This window comes from Clostridium sp., assembly GCF_036660475.1.
Classification (GTDB): Bacteria; Bacillota; Clostridia; order Clostridiales; family Clostridiaceae; genus Clostridium_J.
In genome coordinates, this window is sequence record NZ_JAVXAO010000010.1 from 74,054 (window position 1) to 91,483 (window position 17,430).

The window sequence follows — 17,430 nt, forward strand, 5'->3', positions numbered from 1 at the left end:
CATTACTGTTTTAACTTCTATAATTCTCTTTACTTTTAAATACTTTCATTTATTGAATATCTATACTTCTGTATCTCTTTTTTTTTTTCTTATTTCTCTTGAAAAATGTCTTTTTACTTTCCCCATAATATCTGTAATAGGTATCTCTTCTATTCATATCACAACCATTTAATATACTTCCTATAACATTGGCTCTAACCTTAACTAATTCCTTGTAGGCATTGTTAATATGTCTTTCTCTTGTTTTTCCATATCTCACCACCAGTATGGCTCCATCTGCCTTGCCTGCTAAAAGTTGTGAATCTGTTACTGCTAATAATGGTGGTGTGTCTAAAATCACATAATCATAATCTGCACTTATATCCTTCAGGAATTTTTCAAAGGTTCTTGATCCTAAAATTTCAGCTGGATTTGGCGGTATTGTTCCAGATGCAATAACTGAAAGTCTTGGACTATAAAATTGAATAGCCTCAGCTGTCTTAGTTCTATCCATTAAACAATCTGTAAGACCAAGTGAATTTGAAACCCCAAATTTTCTATGTAGCGATGGTCTTCTAAGATCACAGTCTATTACAAGTACTTTATGTCCCGTTTCACTAAATGAAATAGCTAGATTCCCTGCTACTGTAGATTTACCTTCCCCTTGCAAGGCACTAGTTATTTGTAATATCTTAATTGGCTTATCTATAGATGCATACTTAACACTTGTTCTTATTGATTTATAGGATTCTGCTGATATGGAATGTGGCATTCTCGCATAAATAAACATTAGCTCTTCTCCTTCCTAAAGCTTCTTTCGTGATTTGGTATATCTCCTAATACTGGTATTGGCAATAGTTTTTCTAGTTTCCCTCTAGTTTTAACAGTGTCATCTAAATAATCCAATACAATTATTATTCCAATTGATAGGATTACACCTATTCCGAAGAACATAGTCACTACTCTGTTTTTATTTGGAAATATTGGATATACCTTAGCGCTGTCTATAATCCTTGGCTTTACACCTGGAAGGATACTCTTTGCCTGCTCATTAAATTCCTCACAAATTGCAGTTAATACCTCCGCAGCTCCCTCTTCATTTCCACTAGTATAGGTAACTGTAAATATTGGTGTATTTTCTGATGCTGTGAACCCTAATGAGTTTTTAACCTCAAAAGATGATTTTGAGATGTTACGCTTTTTTAGAGTTTCATTTAAAAAATCATCTAGTTTAATTATTTCTTTGAAGGTATTCATGAACTCGCTATAATATTGTATTTCCTGCTTTGAATAGTAGTCCATAAGCACATCACTCTTACCTACAAATATTTTTGCCGATGCTTTATAGCTTGGTGTCATAAGCGAAGCCTTATATGACCCAAATCCTGTTGCGAGTACAGTTACAACTATAATTATCCAAAACTTTTTTTTAAACAAATATATAATTTCATCAAAATTTATTAATTTTTCCTCCATTAATTCCTCACCCTTCTTCTCTTAGTTAAACCAATATTCTTTATCTTTTCTAAACCCCTTTTTATATAAGTGTATGCTAATCATAACTACTATCCGTGATAAGTTAACCTAACCTTAACTTCAGTTGCTTCCATTAAAATATTCCATTGTGACCTTATCATCTTGGTTTATTCCATCTCTTTTAATTACCTTATATATAGTTAACAATATAATTTTAAAGTCTAAATGTAATGACCAATTGTCTATGTACCAAAGATCCAATCTAAATTTCTCTGTCCAAGAAATAGCATTTCTTCCATTAATCTGAGCCCACCCTGTAATCCCTGGTAAAACATTATGTCTTCTTAGTTGTCCTTTAGAATATTTCTCTAAGTACTCCACCAGTAATGGTCTTGGTCCTACTAAACTCATATCTCCCTTTATAACATTAATAAGTTCTGGCATTTCATCTATGCTAAGAGCTCTTAGTATCCTTCCTAGCTTAGTTAACCTTTCGCTGTCCGGAAGTTCTTTTCCATCTTTATCCTTTACCTCTAACATAGTTCTAAATTTTATCATGTTAAAAACCTTATTATCCTTACCTACTCTCTTCTGTACGAAGAAAATAGGACTTCCAAGTTTAGTTCTCACTAGTAATGATATAAATATTAATATTGGTAATAAAATAATAATTCCTATTGTTGAAACAGTTATATCAAATAATCTTTTCAATACTATATATCCCCTATCTTTTCTTCTATAGAAACTTATCTTTTCTTTCTTCTAATGACTAAATCTCAATGACAAATCAAACTATGGATAAATTTTACTTATAAAATGTAAACTTCTAATCTAACTTAAAGCTTCAATGTATATCAAAATAAGTCCTTAATAATTTTTATAACTTTTTCTTGTTCTTTTTCTGTCATATTTGTATCTGACGGAAGGCATACACCTCTTTGGAACACATCTTCTGATACACTTAACCCTATGTCATTGTGGCTAAAAAATTTATATCTTTCATAATATGGTTGAAGATGTATTGGTTTCCATATAGGCCTTGATTCTATATTCTCTTCCTCTAAGGCTATTATTATATCTATTGGTTTTACTGCTGATTTTTTGTCTAATGTTATTACACTTAGCCAGTGATTTGATTTGCCGTAACTACATATATCTTCCATTTCTATGTTTCCTATATTTTTGAAAGCCTTCTTATATTTTTCATAAATACTCTTCTTTTTTGCTATTCTTCCATTAAGAACCTTTAACTGACCTCTTCCGATTCCAGCTATTACGTTACTCATCCTATAGTTGTATCCAAGCTCTGAATGTTGATAATGCCGTGCCTCATCCCTTGCTTGTGTAGCCCAAAATTGTGCTTTTTGCAAACCTTTTATGTGGTTTGATACAAGCATTCCACCACCTGATGTAGTTATTATTTTATTTCCATTGAAAGAGAATACGCCAAAGTCACCCATGGTTCCTGTCTGTTTCCCTTTATAAGTTGCTCCTAAAGATTCAGCCGCATCTTCAATTACTGGAACCTTATATCTATTACAAATTTCTAATATTTTATCCATATCTGCACTTTGCCCATAAAGATGAACAACAATTACTGCCTTAGGTTTTAGTTCTCTCTCCTTATAATATTGGAATGCTCTTTCTAAAGCCTTTGGAGACATATTTAAACTTTGTTCTTCTGAATCAATAAATACCGGTTTTGCCCCTTCGTATATTATTGGATTACAACTTGCCACGAAGGTAAGTGAAGAACAAAATACCAAATCTCCTGGTTCTACGCCTAAAAGCTTTAATGCCATATGAATAGCTGCTGTTCCCGAAACCAAGGCTAAACCTCCATCTACCCCTACATAACTAGCCATTTCCCTCTCAAAATTTTCCACGTTAGGACCTAATGGTGCTATCCAATTCGTATCAAAAGCCTCTTGTATATACTTCATTTCCTCCTTACCCATATGGGGTGATGAAAGAAATATTCTTTTACCTGGTTTATCTTTTTTGCATGCTTTAGTATCAATTTCAATAAAATTCTTATCATTTAACTTTAGTTCTTCCAACTCTATTGCTTTTATTGCCCCTTGGTTATTTTTCATATTCTCCAAGATTAAAGGTCACCTCTTTTTTATTACTGCTAAAATTACCATAGTTCCTTACCATATATTTATTCTACCACTTATTTACATTTTTTTGTCATGGTTTATTCCATCTTTTTCCATCAATGTTCTGCATTAATTTCCAATTGTTTTTGTTTTAACTATATTGGTGTAATTTAATGTTGTTTCCTCGGTAAATTAATCTCCATTATTACTAAGAACATAAAAATATAAAAACACGCAAAAAAGTCCATCCCATTTCTGAGATGAACTTTTAACTCTTTACTATTTTAATTAAATATCTTATATCCAATTTGTTTTTAAAGAATTATCTAAATTGTGCTTCACCATTATCTGTGTTTAATACCATTTGCAAGGTTCTAAAATTTTACTTTGGCATCAGCTGTTTATAAATATCTGTGCCATACCTACTATCTAAAAGTAATATTGTACCTTTGTCATTTTCTGTTCTAATAACTCTCCCCATAGCTTGAACGACTTTATTTATTCCTGGAAAAGTATAAGCATAATGAAATCCTTCTTCTCCTTTTTTATTAAAGTATTCCTCTATAAGCTTTTTTTCAAAGGATATCTTTGGTAATCCTACTCCAACTATTATAGCTCCTACAAGACTTTCTCCTGTTAAGTCTATACCTTCTGAAAATACACCACCTAGTACTGCAAAACCAATAGTTCTTTCATTTTTCGATTCTTTTTCTTTCCCTATTTCTGTGGTAGTTATATTTTCAACCTTGCTATTCACTTGGTTTTCTACCGCTCTAATTTCTTCTACTGTTGTAATTTTTTTAACTAAAAATCTATCTATAAACTCCTGCCTTTGCCCATCTGTCATTATGTTATCCTGAACATATATATTTTCTTCCTGAAAGTTCTCACAGTAAACTTCATAAACCTTCCTCATATATTCAAAGGATGGAAAGAATATCAAAAAATTTCCTCCATGTTTTTCTAATGTGGAGTTTATATATTTACAAATTGGATAATAACTCTTTTCCCTATATTTATATCTAGTATCCACATCTGTTTTAATAATAAGTTCTCTATTTTCTCTTGGGAAGGGTGACTCTAGCTTTATTCCATAGCTTTCTTCACTTCCCCCTAGTAGCTTCTTAAAGTAATTCATTGGAGATAGTGTTGCTGAAAAAAATATTGTACTGATATTACCTTTTATACATTCCTTTATTACATTGCTAGGATTTAAACAAAATATCTTTATAGTTATATCTTTATCTTCATTATTACAATAAAGTATAAAATCCTCTGAGAATAGCTCACCTATCCTTATAAAATCTAGAAAACTAAAGTATACATTAAGAAATATTTCATCTATATTATCACCACTATGTTCCTTTAAGTAGGTTTCCCCTTCTGTTGTAAATACTCTTAGAAGTCCTAAGATATCTGCCGGTCCTTCCTTAATTATCACATTGCCATTTTCTCCCACAATGTATTCCTTCAATGCCTTTATTATTTTATTTAGCATCCCCACTAGTTTCTTACTCTTATACTTAAATTCTACCTTAAGCTCCTTTAGATCACTGGTTTTTATCTCAGCTGAGTACATATCTCTGCCTCTATCTACCAGGTTATGAGCCTCATCTATGAGAAAAATATAAGGTGTATCATCAAATGCCACTCTTTTTATCATTGCCTTTGGGTCAAAGAAGTAGTTATAATCTGCTATTATAACATCGCACCAAGCAATTAAATCTAAGGATAATTCAAAGGGACAAACACTATGCTTTTTACTGTAGCTCTCAATAATTTCTTGATTGAAGACTTCATTTGTTCCGAGCATATCTAATATTGCATCATTTACTCTATCAAAATGACCTCTTGCATATATACATGCATCACCATTACAAATTCTTTCCTCTAGAAAGCATATTCTATCCTTTGCAGTCATGGTTAATGTTCTTAGCTTTAATCTGGAGCCTCTAAGTAAATCTAAGGTATCCTGAGCTACTACTTTCGTTATATTCTTTGCTGTAAGATATACAAGTTTAGTGGATTCATTTAAGTTAATAGCCTTTATTGCTGGAAATAAAGTAGATATAGTTTTACCTATTCCAGTTGGAGCCTCTACATATATATCTCTTTTTTCCTTAATAGTCCTATACACATTTACTGCTAGTTCCCTTTGCCCTTTTCTATATTTTTCAAAGGGAAAATTTAGGTTTTCAATGGAAGTATTCCGTTCTACTATCCATTTACTTTGAAGCTCTATCCACCTTACATATCTAGCCATTACTTCATTAAAAAATTCTTTAAGATTCTCTCTAGTGAATGTCTTAGAGAAAGTCTTAGTGTGAAGATTTTCCCTATGGCAATAGATTAAATCTAAATCAATGAATTCCAGATTTTCTTTCTCGCAATAGATATGTCCATATAGTTTTCCTTGAGCCCAATGAAGAAAGTTTCCATCTTCCTCTAATGTTAATAAGTCTTTCATCGTTGTTTTGATCTCGATAATTTTTACTTTTTTATAATTTGTTTCTTCATGATCTTCAGTAATTATAACTCCATCTGCTCTACCCTCTAATGTTATAGTAGTTCCCTCATAGGAGAGCTCCCTTGAGAGATACATTTCGTTTATATAGGTTTCATTATGATTTTTATCACACTGCTCCTTAAGTTCCTTCTGGATCACCTTATGAAGTCTAGTACCTTCATGCGCAGAGGACATTCCACCTATCCTATCATCAATGTCACCCTGCCTATAAATAAACTCTATTAAGTTTCTTACTGATATTCTCATATTGTTTTCTATCATCATATCTCTTCTTTTCTATTTACTTTTTTGACTTTCCATCTCTTCAAATATCTCGTTTAAGTATTCCCATCTCTCCATTAAGGACTCTAGCTCTTCTTTTAATTTGGTCTGCTTCCCGGTAAGCTCTTGAAGCTTTACAAAATCACTTCCACAACCGTTAATTTTAAATTCCACTGTAGAAATTTCTTCTTCCTTTTTTTCAATATCTTCATCAATGGTATCAAATTCTTTTTGTTCCTTGAAGGTGAATTTGATTTTAGCCTGCTTTTCTTTTTTAGGTTTTGTATCCTCAGCTTTCTTTTCCTTTGTTTTACTAGCCTCTACTGCCACTTCTTCCTCTGTTAAGGCTTCCTTATAATCCTTGTAATCACTATAATTTCCTACGATTTCCCTTACCTCACCTTGACCTTCAAAACTAAAGATTCTATTTGCAATTCTATCTAAGAAGTATCTATCGTGGGAGATTGCTATAACCGTTCCATTAAATTTATCTAAATAATCTTCTAGGATTGTTAAGGTCTGTATATCCAAATCATTTGTTGGCTCGTCTAGAAATAATACATTAGGTGCATCCATTAGAACCTTTAAAAGGTATAATCTTCTCTTTTCTCCTCCTGATAATTTAGATATTAAACTATGTTGTATAGTTCCATCAAATAAGAAGTTTTCTAGCATTTGAGATGCAGTAATTTTAGTACCATCATTGGTCGTGATATACTCTGCTATTTCCTTTATATATTCAAGAACTCTTAAGGTTCCATCCATTTCAATGTTTTCCTGGGTGAAGTATCCTAGGTTTACAGTTTCTCCTCTTACTACTTCTCCTGAGTCTGGCTGAAGATTTTCACTTATTATATTTAAAAGAGTAGATTTTCCCATTCCATTATTTCCGATTATTCCTACTCTCTCTTCCTTTGTGAAAATATGACTAAAATCCTTTATCAGTAATTTGTCTCCAAATGACTTATTTATATTACTAACCTCAAGAATTTTCTTTCCAAGTCTTGAGCCAGCAGTGTTCATTTCTACTTTTTCATCACTTACCTGATAAGAAGTATCTCTTAAGGTTTCAAATCTGTCTATTCTTGCTTTTTGCTTTGTAGTTCTAGCCTTTGCACCTCTTCTTATCCATGCTAACTCTTTTCTATAAAGATTCTGCCTCTTACTTTCAAGGGCATCCATCATCTGCATTCTCTCATCCTTTTTTTCTAGGAATACTGAGTAATTTCCTTGATAAGAGTATAGACTTCCTCCATCTAATTCAAATATTCTATTTGCAATTCTATCTAAGAAGTATCTATCGTGGGTTATCATAATAACTCCACCTTTTCTTCTCTTTAACATATCCTCCATATAGTCAATTATTTCATTATCCATATGGTTTGTAGGCTCATCAAGAATCAAAAGATCACATGGCGTTACTAACACATTACAAAGACCAACTCTTTTTCTTTGTCCACCTGAAAGTGAACCCATTTCAGCTTCAAAATCTGAAATTCCTAGCTTAGTAAGTAAAGCCTTTGCATCACTTTCAATCTGCCATCCATTAAGAGCATCAATTTTTCCTGATAACTTAAAAAGCTTATCTTGAAGCTTAGTATCCTCACCATTAGTTTTCATTTGGTTTAAAACATGCTCATATGCTCTTAATACCTCCATGATTTCCCCAGCACCATTAAACACATGGTCTAGTACCGTATCCTCTGGGTTAAAATTAATCTGCTGTGGAAGATATGATATTCTAAGTCCATTCATAGTTGTTATTGTTCCCCTATCAGATTGTTCTACCCCAGCAATTATCTTTAGTAATGTAGACTTTCCTGTTCCATTAACCCCAATTATTCCTATCTTATCCTCTGAAGTTATAGTTAATTTGATATCCTCAAGTAAAGGCTTCTCGCTAAAGCTCTTATATATATTTTCAAGTGTAATTAAATTCATATGTACCATCCTCAATTTCTATATTAATTATTATTTATAATTTCTAACTTTTGACCTGTAATTTCCAACCTGTTTTCAATTTTTACTTCTCAATTTAAAATCCCTAGGGACATTATACCTAATTGAAGCAAAAATAAAAACCTTTAGGCAATATTTTACCTAAAGGCTTTAGTTTAATTATTAGTCTATGCTGATATTTTTTCCTTTTTCTTCTCACCAATAGTTGCTAAATCAATTCCTGTTCCCCTTTGTATCCCTTTAATAATTGGCATAGAAATTGTTGCATCCACAATATGGTGACATATAGTTCCTATAGCTGTTATCCATACAAAGGATAATCCTGAACTTGGAGCTAGTATAAGTACTACTAATCCTTCTAGAATTCCATGAATTGGTGCTGTAAAAGCTACTGCTTTAGTATATGACATTTTCTTTAGTATCATTTTTGCTGCTACATAACCAACTATAATATGAGATGCTGCCCTTAACGCAATTATTGGATTTCCCATGGCTAACATAAACCCGATAGCAGATCCTATTCCTATTACCACCGCTTCAAATGGTCCTAAAAACATTCCTATAAACATAGGTACATGTGAACCTAGTGTAGCCGAAAATGCTGGTGGTATGTAGATTTTAAGTGGTGTGTTTCCAAATACTAAAGGTATTAATATTGATAGTGATATTAATAGTGCACTTATTGTCATTTTTCTAATATTAGTTTTCATATTATTTTCCCCCTAATTCCTTACTGTATATACACCAGTATACAGTATTTCTTTTCATCTGTAAATAGCAAATGAGACAATATCCAAATTTAAGATATTATCCCATGTCAATTTCATTTATTATCCTTCTTTTTTAGGGCTAAAAGCAGTTTATCGCAGGTAACTGGAACCGAAGTCATCCTTACTCCTACTGCATCATAGATGGCATTTAATATAGATGGAGCTGTGGGAATCATTACTGGTTCTCCAATACCCTTTGCACCATAAGGGCCTGTTTCCTCTATTTCCTCTATGAAATGTGTTTCTATATGCGGTATATCCTTACTTGTTGGAATTATATAATCTGAAAAGTTCTTATTTTTTATAGTTCCTCTATCTATCTCAATTTCTTCCATAAGTGCATAACCGATTCCCATTGCAACTCCACCCTCGGATTGACCCTGTGCTGAGACAGGATTAATTATTCTGCCAGCATCATTTACTGCTATTACTTCTACCACATCAATCTTTCCTGTTTCATCATCTACCTGAACCGTTACCCTTTGTGCTCCAAAGGTATATGGCCAATAAGGATTTCCCTGGCCTGTTTCCATATTAAGCTTAGAGGTTTCTGCCTTAAAGTACCCCTCTGTTTTATGTGGAATTGAATTTTTATCCATGATACTATATAGTTCTTTTAATTTTACATCTGAATTCAATCTTATCTCTAAATTAGAATTCTTATTGCAACTATAAGCCAAATTCATATTTTCCTTTAGCTTTTTTGTAGCATCATAAACTGCATTCCCCGTATTGTAAGTTTGTCTACTAGCCGCAGCTGTACCACTATCCTTCATCAATTCAGTGTTACTACATACAACCTTTACAAATTCCTTACTTATACCTAAAGTCTCAGCAGCAATCTGCCACATTACACTGATTCCTCCCGAACCTACATCTGAAACCTCTACATAAATATTAACTGTCCCATCCTTAGTTAGCTCTGATATAGCCCTAGATTCGTCTGGAAATCCATTGCCATATCCAGTGCCATAAAATATACTGGCATAACCCACACCCCGTTTTTTCAAAGCTAATCCCCCTTACCTGACTTGAAATATTTATAGCTTCACCCTATCAATATCTGCAATTTTTTCTATACATTTTTTAATCCCTATACTGCTTTTTAATACCTGTCCTGTAGCTGTGGTATCTCCAACTTGAAAGGCATTCATATGTCTAAATCTTAGTGGATGAATTCCTAATTTCTCTGCCAATACATCTATAAGACTTTCTGTAGCAATAGGAATCTGTGTTGCCCCAAAGCCTCGCATGGCACCACTATAAGGGTTGTTCGTATATATTGCTCTGGTTCTAATGTCTACATTTTCTATGTTGTAGGGTCCTGTTGCATGTACTCCTGCCTTTCTTAAAACATTCATACCCCATGATGCATAGGCTCCTGTATCCCCATAAATCCTAGATTTTAGAGCACAAAGTCTTCCATCTTCTTTTACTCCCATTTTCATGTAAATCTTCATGGGATGTCTTTTACTATGAGAAATTGTGGACTCCTCTCTGGTATAAATTATCTTAACAGGCTGCTTTGTTATATATGCTGCTAGTGCTGCATGACATTGAGGATTTATATCCTCTCTAGCTCCAAAGGCTCCTCCTATTGCCATATTCCTAACCCTTACCTTATCCTCACTAATATTCAAACAATTAGCAACCTCTTCTCTATCATAATGAGGATACTGGGTAGCTACATATATTTCAATTACCCCTTCATTATCAAGCCTTGCTACAGCAGCCTCTGGTTGAAGAAATGCATGCTCTACCATAGGTGTATGGTACCAATCCTCTACTACAAATCTTGCTTCTGCAAAACCCTTATCTATATCTCCCTTTTTGATCCTAAGATCATATAGTATGTTACTGCCATCTCCTAAAATTGGTGCCCCTTCCTTCAATGCATCCTCCACTGTGAAAATCCCTTCATACTCTTCATAATCAATTTTTACTTTATTGAGAGCATTCCTTAAAGTTTCCTTGTCCTTAGCCACCACTAACAATATTGCATCGCCAACTCTTTTTACTATATCCTTTACCAAGGTTGGTATATCCTTGAAAACCACCCCATTAGATATAGCTCCTGGAATCATAGTATAGTCTATAACACTTACCACTCCTGGCAAGGCTTTTACCTCTTCAATATTAATAGATTTTACTCTACCATAAGGAATTGTACTTCTTTTCACTCCTGCATATAACATTCCATCAAACTCTATATCATCTGGATAAATTGTTTTACCTAAGACTTTATCATATACATCTGGTCTAATAAATCCTTTTCCAACTACCTCCATGGCTTCACCTCCAATATTCAAAATTAATTTTCTAAATCAATATTCACTTTTAAGACATCAATTATTTTAATCCTTATCTTATTATTTAAGCTTCTTTTGAGCTAAAATAACACCTTGTACAATTTTTTCATATCCTGTGCATCTACATAAATTTCCAGATATACCTTCTCTTATTTCTGCTTCGGTTGAATCTATATTTTTATCTAACAATGATTTTGCACTGAGTACCATTCCTGGTGTGCAATAACCACATTGGGAAGCACCTACTTCCATGAAGGCTTCTTGAATAGGATTAATACCATTTTTCCCTACACCTTCTATCGTTAGAATTTCCCCATCATCTATAGTTCCAACTAATATTAGACAGGAGTTTACTGTATTTCCATTTAAAATTACAGTACAGGCTCCACATTCCCCTTCTCCACATCCTTCTTTTGTACCCTTTAGCTTCATTTCATCCCTTAAGAAGTCTATTAACCTCATCATAGGATTTACTTCTCTTCTATAATCTACCCCATTGATATTTATATTTATATTTATTTCTATGATAAATCCCCCCCATTACCCAAGGAATCTTGTTTATCGAGAGCAATATTCAAAGCCTCTTTGAATACACCCTTTATTGCCTCTCGTTTAAAAGGCATTGTCTTTCTTCCACCTATGCTTTTTTCTACTGCATCACTTAACAATTTAGATGCTTCCTCTGAATATAACCAGTTAACCTGTTTATTTAATCCTTGTTCCTCTAATTCTTTCGCCCTGAATGGATATTTACCCACTGCTCCAAGGCAAATATTAAGACTTTTAATTTTATCTTCCTCTACCCTAATTGTTAATGCAGCGCTTAACCTTGCTATAGCTAAAGAATTTCTTTTACTTAACTTATAATATCCACTGTCACATTTCTTCTTTGACAATATTATTTTAGTAAGAATCTCATTAGGTTTAACTTTTTCCTCATGATATCTCTTAAAATAATCCTCACAGCTTATACACCTAGTCTTTTCTAAAGATTCTATAACTAGAACTCCTTCAAGACTAATTATGCATGGAATTGCATCTGCTGCAGAGCCTGCATTTACAATATTTCCACCTATAGTTGCCACATTTCTAATCTGAGGTGATCCCATGGTTAAACTACTTCTTAAAAGTGAGTTATAGTTATTTTTTATAACCTTACTCTCAATTAAATCATTAAAGGTCACCATAGCTCCAATGATAACTTTCCCTTCAGATTCTTTTATAGTTTTAAGTTCTAAAATTTTACCTAAGGACACAATAGAATTATTAGTTTCATAACTTTTTCTAATGTTCAATACTAAATCTGTTCCCCCAGCTAATAGCTTCCATTGTGATTCTTTCCTAATTAAAGACTTAGCCTCAGCCAAGGTCTGTGGCTGTAAAAAGTTTAATTCATCCATAACCTGCCTCCTTTCCTTTCATTTCACTAAATATATTAAAGATTTTTACTTGTAATTTTTATAAAAAAGCTTCTATATTTCTATAGAAAATCTTTACTTTTTACGTTTCCATAAACTGACTTAATACCATTTGCTGTGCTACTTGAAAGTAATCATCTAAATTAAATTTTTCTTCATCTATGAGATATTGAAGAGATGCTCCTAGCATTAAGGACACCATTATATATGGCATATTATTCATGGTTTTTTCATCTAAATCCCCACTTCCAGCCTGTGGTAATATCTCATCTATACTTTCCCTCCAAATATTAAAGGTATTTTGGAATATAGCTTTTATTTCTTCATTCACTGTACCTTGAACCCAATAATCTATTTGAGCATATTCCATTTTTTTATTTAATAGAATATCATCTTTTTTTTGGTTGAAAAATCCTTTAATATTTTCATTTAAATTTTTCTCCTTACCATTAATGTAATTTGTCCTACTTCTAGAGAACTTCTCTTGTATACTCCCTAATAGCGCTATCATAATGTCATTCTTAGTTGAAAAATGATAATGAAGATTAGCTTGGCTCATTTTAGCCTCTTTGGCTATTATATGCATACGAGTACCACTTATTTTTTCCTTTGAAACCACTTCTAATGCCGCTTCTAATATCTTTTTATCTACATCTTTTTCCATGCTGTAACCTCTTTCCTAGCTTACCCATCTAGCCATATTTAGGTGTTAAATATTAAATCTGGATTGTTTATGATTTTACCTGCTACATACCTTTTAATGATGTTTTCAGTATTACCTGTATATATAAATTTTTGTAACCTCTCTTCTATTGACAAATGCTTTAATCCAAGTAAAGAACTATCATCTATTACTAATGCGTCAAATTCATAGCCCTCCTCAAAGCTTCCAACCTTCCCAAAGAATTTCCCACTTCCCTTAGTTGCTAAATATAACAATTCAGGTGTGTTTAGTGGAGTCTCTTCTCTACCACTTTCAAGCCATTTAATATTTGATGCTTGGGCAGTATCTACCATAACATTACACATGGATAGACTATGTCCTCCTGATATATCTGATGCAAGACCTACTGTAATTCCTCTATTTATCAGCTTCCTAATTGGGGCTATACCACTTGCTAAATTTGAGTTTGAATTTGGGCTATGAGCTATAATTACACCATTTTTAGCCAGAAGTTCTATCTCCGCATCCTCTAGTAATACGCAGTGTGCCATAATTGTTCGTTGCTGACCAAGGAGTTTAGCTTCATCATAAATACTTGCATAGTTTTTACACTGTGGATGTAACTCTTTTACATATTCTATCTCACACTTATTCTCACTTAAATGGGATTGTACAGGCACCCTATATTTTTCTGCTATTTCACCTAATGCTTTTAATAACTCCGTACTACAAGTTGGTACAAACCTTGGAGTAATAATAGGTTTTACTCTTTCATACTTATTTCCATATTCTTTTATTAGTGTTTCTGTTTCCTCTATGGATTTTTCTGTGTCTTCCACCAAAAACTCTGGACAATTTCTATCCATGTTTACCTTTCCTACATAGGCTCCTAAGCCTGATTCATTTACTATATCCATTAACAGCTTTGTAGTTTCTAGATGTACTGTAGCAAAAATACAACTTCTTGTGGTTCCATTTTTCCATAATTCCCTTACCAATGCTTTGTACACTGACTCTGCATATTTTACATCAGAGTACTTTGCTTCCTCTGGGAATGTATATGCATGTAACCATGGCATTAGCTCCTTATCTAACCCTAATCCTAAGTTTGGGAATTGAGGCCCATGGAGGTGAAGATCTACAAACCCTGGAATAATTAAATTATCTCCATAATCTTCAACTTCTGACCCTATATATTGCTCTGGAAGTATTTCATAGACTCCCTGTACTATTTCACCCTCCACAACTATATAACCATTATTTATAATTTGGTATTCACCAAATTCCTTAGTGAAAATAATATTTCCTTTTACTATTTTCAAATCCTTCATCGCCTTTTTTATTAAGATTTTGACTATTTTTTATAGTAGGTATCCTTTAGTGGAAGTGATGTTCTGAATCTTTTATCTAATCTATAATAAGCTCCTTGAACTGCTGGTGCTGTAGGTATCGTAGTTATTTCTCCCACACCCTTTGCACCGTAGACTAATTCACTAGTATTTTTCTCTATGATAATTGAGGTTATTTTTGGTACTGCTGGAGCCCTAAATAATCCTAATGTCCCAAGTTTTGCTGTAGGTATACAATTTTTAAGTGGATAATCCTCTGTAAGTGCATATCCTAGCCCCATAACTACTCCACCTTCAATTTGTCCCTGTACATTTATAGGATTTATTGCCCTTCCCACGTCATGAGCTGCAACTATCTCCTTTAGTTCACCATTTTTATTAAGTATCGCAAGCTGGGTTGCATATCCATAGGCCACATGACTTACGGGATTTTTTTTATCTGAATTAATTGGATCTGTTACAGATGTAAACTCACCATAAAATTCCTGACCTTCCAGAATTCTTAATGCATCTTCATCATTATCCTTTAAGTTATCTTTCAACTTTAACGCTGCTATTCTAGTTGCCTCACCTGTAAATACCGTCTGTCTTGAGGCTGTTGTAGTTCCTGAATTAGGTGATGTAAAGGTATCTGGAGCTTCCACCACTATTTTTTTAGGTGACACTCCCGTAACCTGACAAATAATTTGTGTCATAATTGTGCCTAAGCCCTGTCCTATACAGGCTGCGCTAGTTCTAACCCTTATAGTTCCGTCCTTTACAACAAGGTTACATCTACCAGTATCAGGTATTCCAACCCCAACTCCACTATTTTTTATACAACAGGCTATTCCTACAATGTCATTGTTGTCATACTTATCTTTAACTGCCATTAAAGTTTCCTTTATCGCTGTACCTGAATCTGCTATTTGACCATTGGGTAGTACATCTCCAGGCTCTACTGCATTTTTATATCTGATATCCCAAGGTGATATTCCAACCTTTTCTGCTAACATATTCATATTGCTTTCTCCTGCAAAGGCAGATTGAGTTACTCCAAAGCCTCTAAACGCTCCACCTGGTGGATTATTCGTATAAACTGCAGTACCTTTAATACTAACATTTTCACATTTATATGGTCCTGCGGCATGGGTACACGCTCTTTGTAATACTGGTCCTCCAAGTGAAGCATAGGCTCCAGTGTCTGAAACTATATCAGCTACAAAGGCTGTTAAATTTCCTACTTCATCACAGGCTGTAGTCACAGTAATTTCCATTGCATGTCTCTTAGGATGAACTATTATACTTTCCTTACGACTTAAAGTTATCTTAATAGGCTTTTTAATGATAAAGGCTAATAAGGCTGCATGATGCTGTACACTCATATCTTCCTTACCACCAAATCCTCCACCTACGTATTTACTAATGCATCTTACTTGTTTTTTTTCTAACCCTAAAAGCTCTGATATTTCTCTTTGTTCATCATAAACTCCTTGAGATCCAGTATATATCAATACTCCATCACCATCTGGCATTGCCAATGCACTCTCTGGCTCTAAAAATGCATGTTCTGTGAATGGCGTAGAATAAGTATTTGTAACAATATATTTAGATTTTTTTAAAGCTTCCTCTACATTTCCTCTATTTAATTTTTCTATCTTTAGAATATTTCCATTTGGGTGAATCTTTGGCGACCCTTCAACCATAGACATAGATGGACTTATAATTGGTGTTAGCTCTTTGTACTTAACCTCTATTAAAGATAGAATTTCTTTTAAAGAGCCTTTACTTTTTGATGCTACTAGTGCTATTGCATCACCTACATATCTTGTCTCTTCTCCAACGCCTATTAGTGCTGGCCAATCCTTTGCAAGATGTCCTATATACCTGTTCCCTGGAATATCCTTAGAAGTTAAAATCCCTAAAGTATCTGAGTGCTTTAACGCCTTTTCTATATTTATCGCCTGAACTAATGCCCTTGGATATTTAGTTCTTAAAGCTGAACCATAAGCGAGTTCCTGAACCTTCATATCGTCTACATATAATCCAGTTCCTAATATTTTATCCATTGCATCTATTCTTGGTAATGGCTTCCCTATAGCCCCATCTTCCTCATACTCCAAATTTAATTTTCCTTCACTTATAGCTTTCGCAGCAAGTTTAATAGCCTCTATGATTTTCACATAACCTGTACACCTGCATAGGTTACCTCTTATTGCAAATCTTATTTCTTCATCTGTAGGATTCATATTTTTGTTTATCAGGCCCTTAGCACTTATAACCATTCCTGGAATACAAAATCCACACTGTACGGCTCCAACCTTCGAGAATGACCAAGTAAAAACTCGCTTCTCAAATTCCGATAACCCTTCTACAGTTTCTATAACTTTCCCATTAATTTTTTCTATTGTATTTAAGCATGCTCTTGCTGGAACTCCGTTGATAAGTACCATACATGCTCCACAAGCGCCTTCTGCACAACCATTTTTAACAGAGGTTAGATTAGCTTCTTCCCTTAAATATTCAAGTAGATTTATATTTCTAGAAGAGAACACCTTCTCTCCATTTAATAGAAAGTTGTACATAATTACCACTCCTTCATATGTCAATAGGACCCCTTAGTTTATTTAAAACCTA

General features: G+C 33.5%; 14 protein-coding genes. All 14 read right to left on the reverse strand.

Translation table 11 applies throughout. From position 1 onward, the window contains the following. Window positions 1–49: 49 nt before the first annotated feature. Window positions 50–769, reverse strand: coding sequence for a CpsD/CapB family tyrosine-protein kinase (locus tag RSA29_RS13725; RefSeq protein ID WP_346943332.1), 720 nt, complete (start codon window positions 767–769; stop codon window positions 50–52). Next, a complete protein-coding gene (locus RSA29_RS13730; RefSeq protein WP_346943333.1) occupies window positions 769–1,455 on the reverse strand; it encodes a Wzz/FepE/Etk N-terminal domain-containing protein in 687 nt (228 codons plus the stop codon). Before RSA29_RS13730 ends, RSA29_RS13725 begins: the two co-directional genes overlap by 1 nt. Window positions 1,456–1,575: 120 nt before the next feature. Beyond that, window positions 1,576–2,172, reverse strand: coding sequence for a sugar transferase (locus RSA29_RS13735; protein WP_346943401.1), 597 nt, complete (start codon window positions 2,170–2,172; stop codon window positions 1,576–1,578). A 137-nt stretch (window positions 2,173–2,309) separates the two neighbouring features. After that, a complete protein-coding gene (locus RSA29_RS13740) occupies window positions 2,310–3,413 on the reverse strand; it encodes an aminotransferase class I/II-fold pyridoxal phosphate-dependent enzyme (RefSeq protein ID WP_346943402.1) in 1,104 nt (367 codons plus the stop codon). Window positions 3,414–3,939: 526 nt separating this feature from the next. After that, complete coding sequence (locus tag RSA29_RS13745; RefSeq protein ID WP_346943334.1) at window positions 3,940–6,348, reverse strand: ATP-dependent DNA helicase; 2,409 nt, start codon at window positions 6,346–6,348, stop codon at window positions 3,940–3,942. Window positions 6,349–6,360: 12 nt separating this feature from the next. Beyond that, window positions 6,361–8,286 carry an ABC-F family ATP-binding cassette domain-containing protein gene (locus RSA29_RS13750; protein WP_346943335.1) on the reverse strand — a complete coding sequence of 642 codons (1,926 nt, stop codon included), beginning with the start codon at window positions 8,284–8,286 and terminating at the stop codon, window positions 6,361–6,363. A gap of 185 nt (window positions 8,287–8,471) precedes the next feature. Continuing rightward, on the reverse strand, window positions 8,472–9,014 hold the full coding sequence (locus RSA29_RS13755) for an ECF transporter S component (RefSeq protein ID WP_346943336.1): 543 nt from the start codon (window positions 9,012–9,014) through the stop codon (window positions 8,472–8,474). 113 nt (window positions 9,015–9,127) lie between these two features. Continuing rightward, on the reverse strand, window positions 9,128–10,084 hold the full coding sequence (locus RSA29_RS13760) for a molybdopterin cofactor-binding domain-containing protein (protein ID WP_346943337.1): 957 nt from the start codon (window positions 10,082–10,084) through the stop codon (window positions 9,128–9,130). Between the two features lie 30 nt (window positions 10,085–10,114). Then, the gene (locus RSA29_RS13765; protein WP_346943338.1) at window positions 10,115–11,362 is read right to left on the reverse strand and encodes a molybdopterin cofactor-binding domain-containing protein; all 1,248 of its coding nucleotides are present in this window, start codon (window positions 11,360–11,362) and stop codon (window positions 10,115–10,117) included. Window positions 11,363–11,443: 81 nt separating this feature from the next. Beyond that, window positions 11,444–11,911 (reverse strand): (2Fe-2S)-binding protein, encoded by a 468-nt coding sequence (locus tag RSA29_RS13770; RefSeq protein WP_346943403.1) that lies wholly within the window; start codon window positions 11,909–11,911, stop codon window positions 11,444–11,446. Beyond that, window positions 11,905–12,783: an FAD binding domain-containing protein gene (locus tag RSA29_RS13775; protein WP_346943339.1), complete on the reverse strand. Its 879-nt coding sequence runs from the start codon at window positions 12,781–12,783 to the stop codon at window positions 11,905–11,907. The genes RSA29_RS13770 and RSA29_RS13775 overlap by 7 nt, the downstream gene beginning before the upstream one ends. Before the next feature lie 100 nt (window positions 12,784–12,883). Then, window positions 12,884–13,465 carry a TetR/AcrR family transcriptional regulator gene (locus tag RSA29_RS13780; protein WP_346943340.1) on the reverse strand — a complete coding sequence of 194 codons (582 nt, stop codon included), beginning with the start codon at window positions 13,463–13,465 and terminating at the stop codon, window positions 12,884–12,886. Window positions 13,466–13,503: 38 nt separating this feature from the next. Further along, a complete protein-coding gene (gene guaD, locus RSA29_RS13785) occupies window positions 13,504–14,796 on the reverse strand; it encodes a guanine deaminase (RefSeq protein ID WP_346943341.1) in 1,293 nt (430 codons plus the stop codon). 23 nt (window positions 14,797–14,819) lie between these two features. Further along, the gene (gene xdh, locus RSA29_RS13790) at window positions 14,820–17,378 is read right to left on the reverse strand and encodes a selenium-dependent xanthine dehydrogenase (RefSeq protein WP_346943342.1); all 2,559 of its coding nucleotides are present in this window, start codon (window positions 17,376–17,378) and stop codon (window positions 14,820–14,822) included. Window positions 17,379–17,430 lie beyond the last annotated feature (52 nt).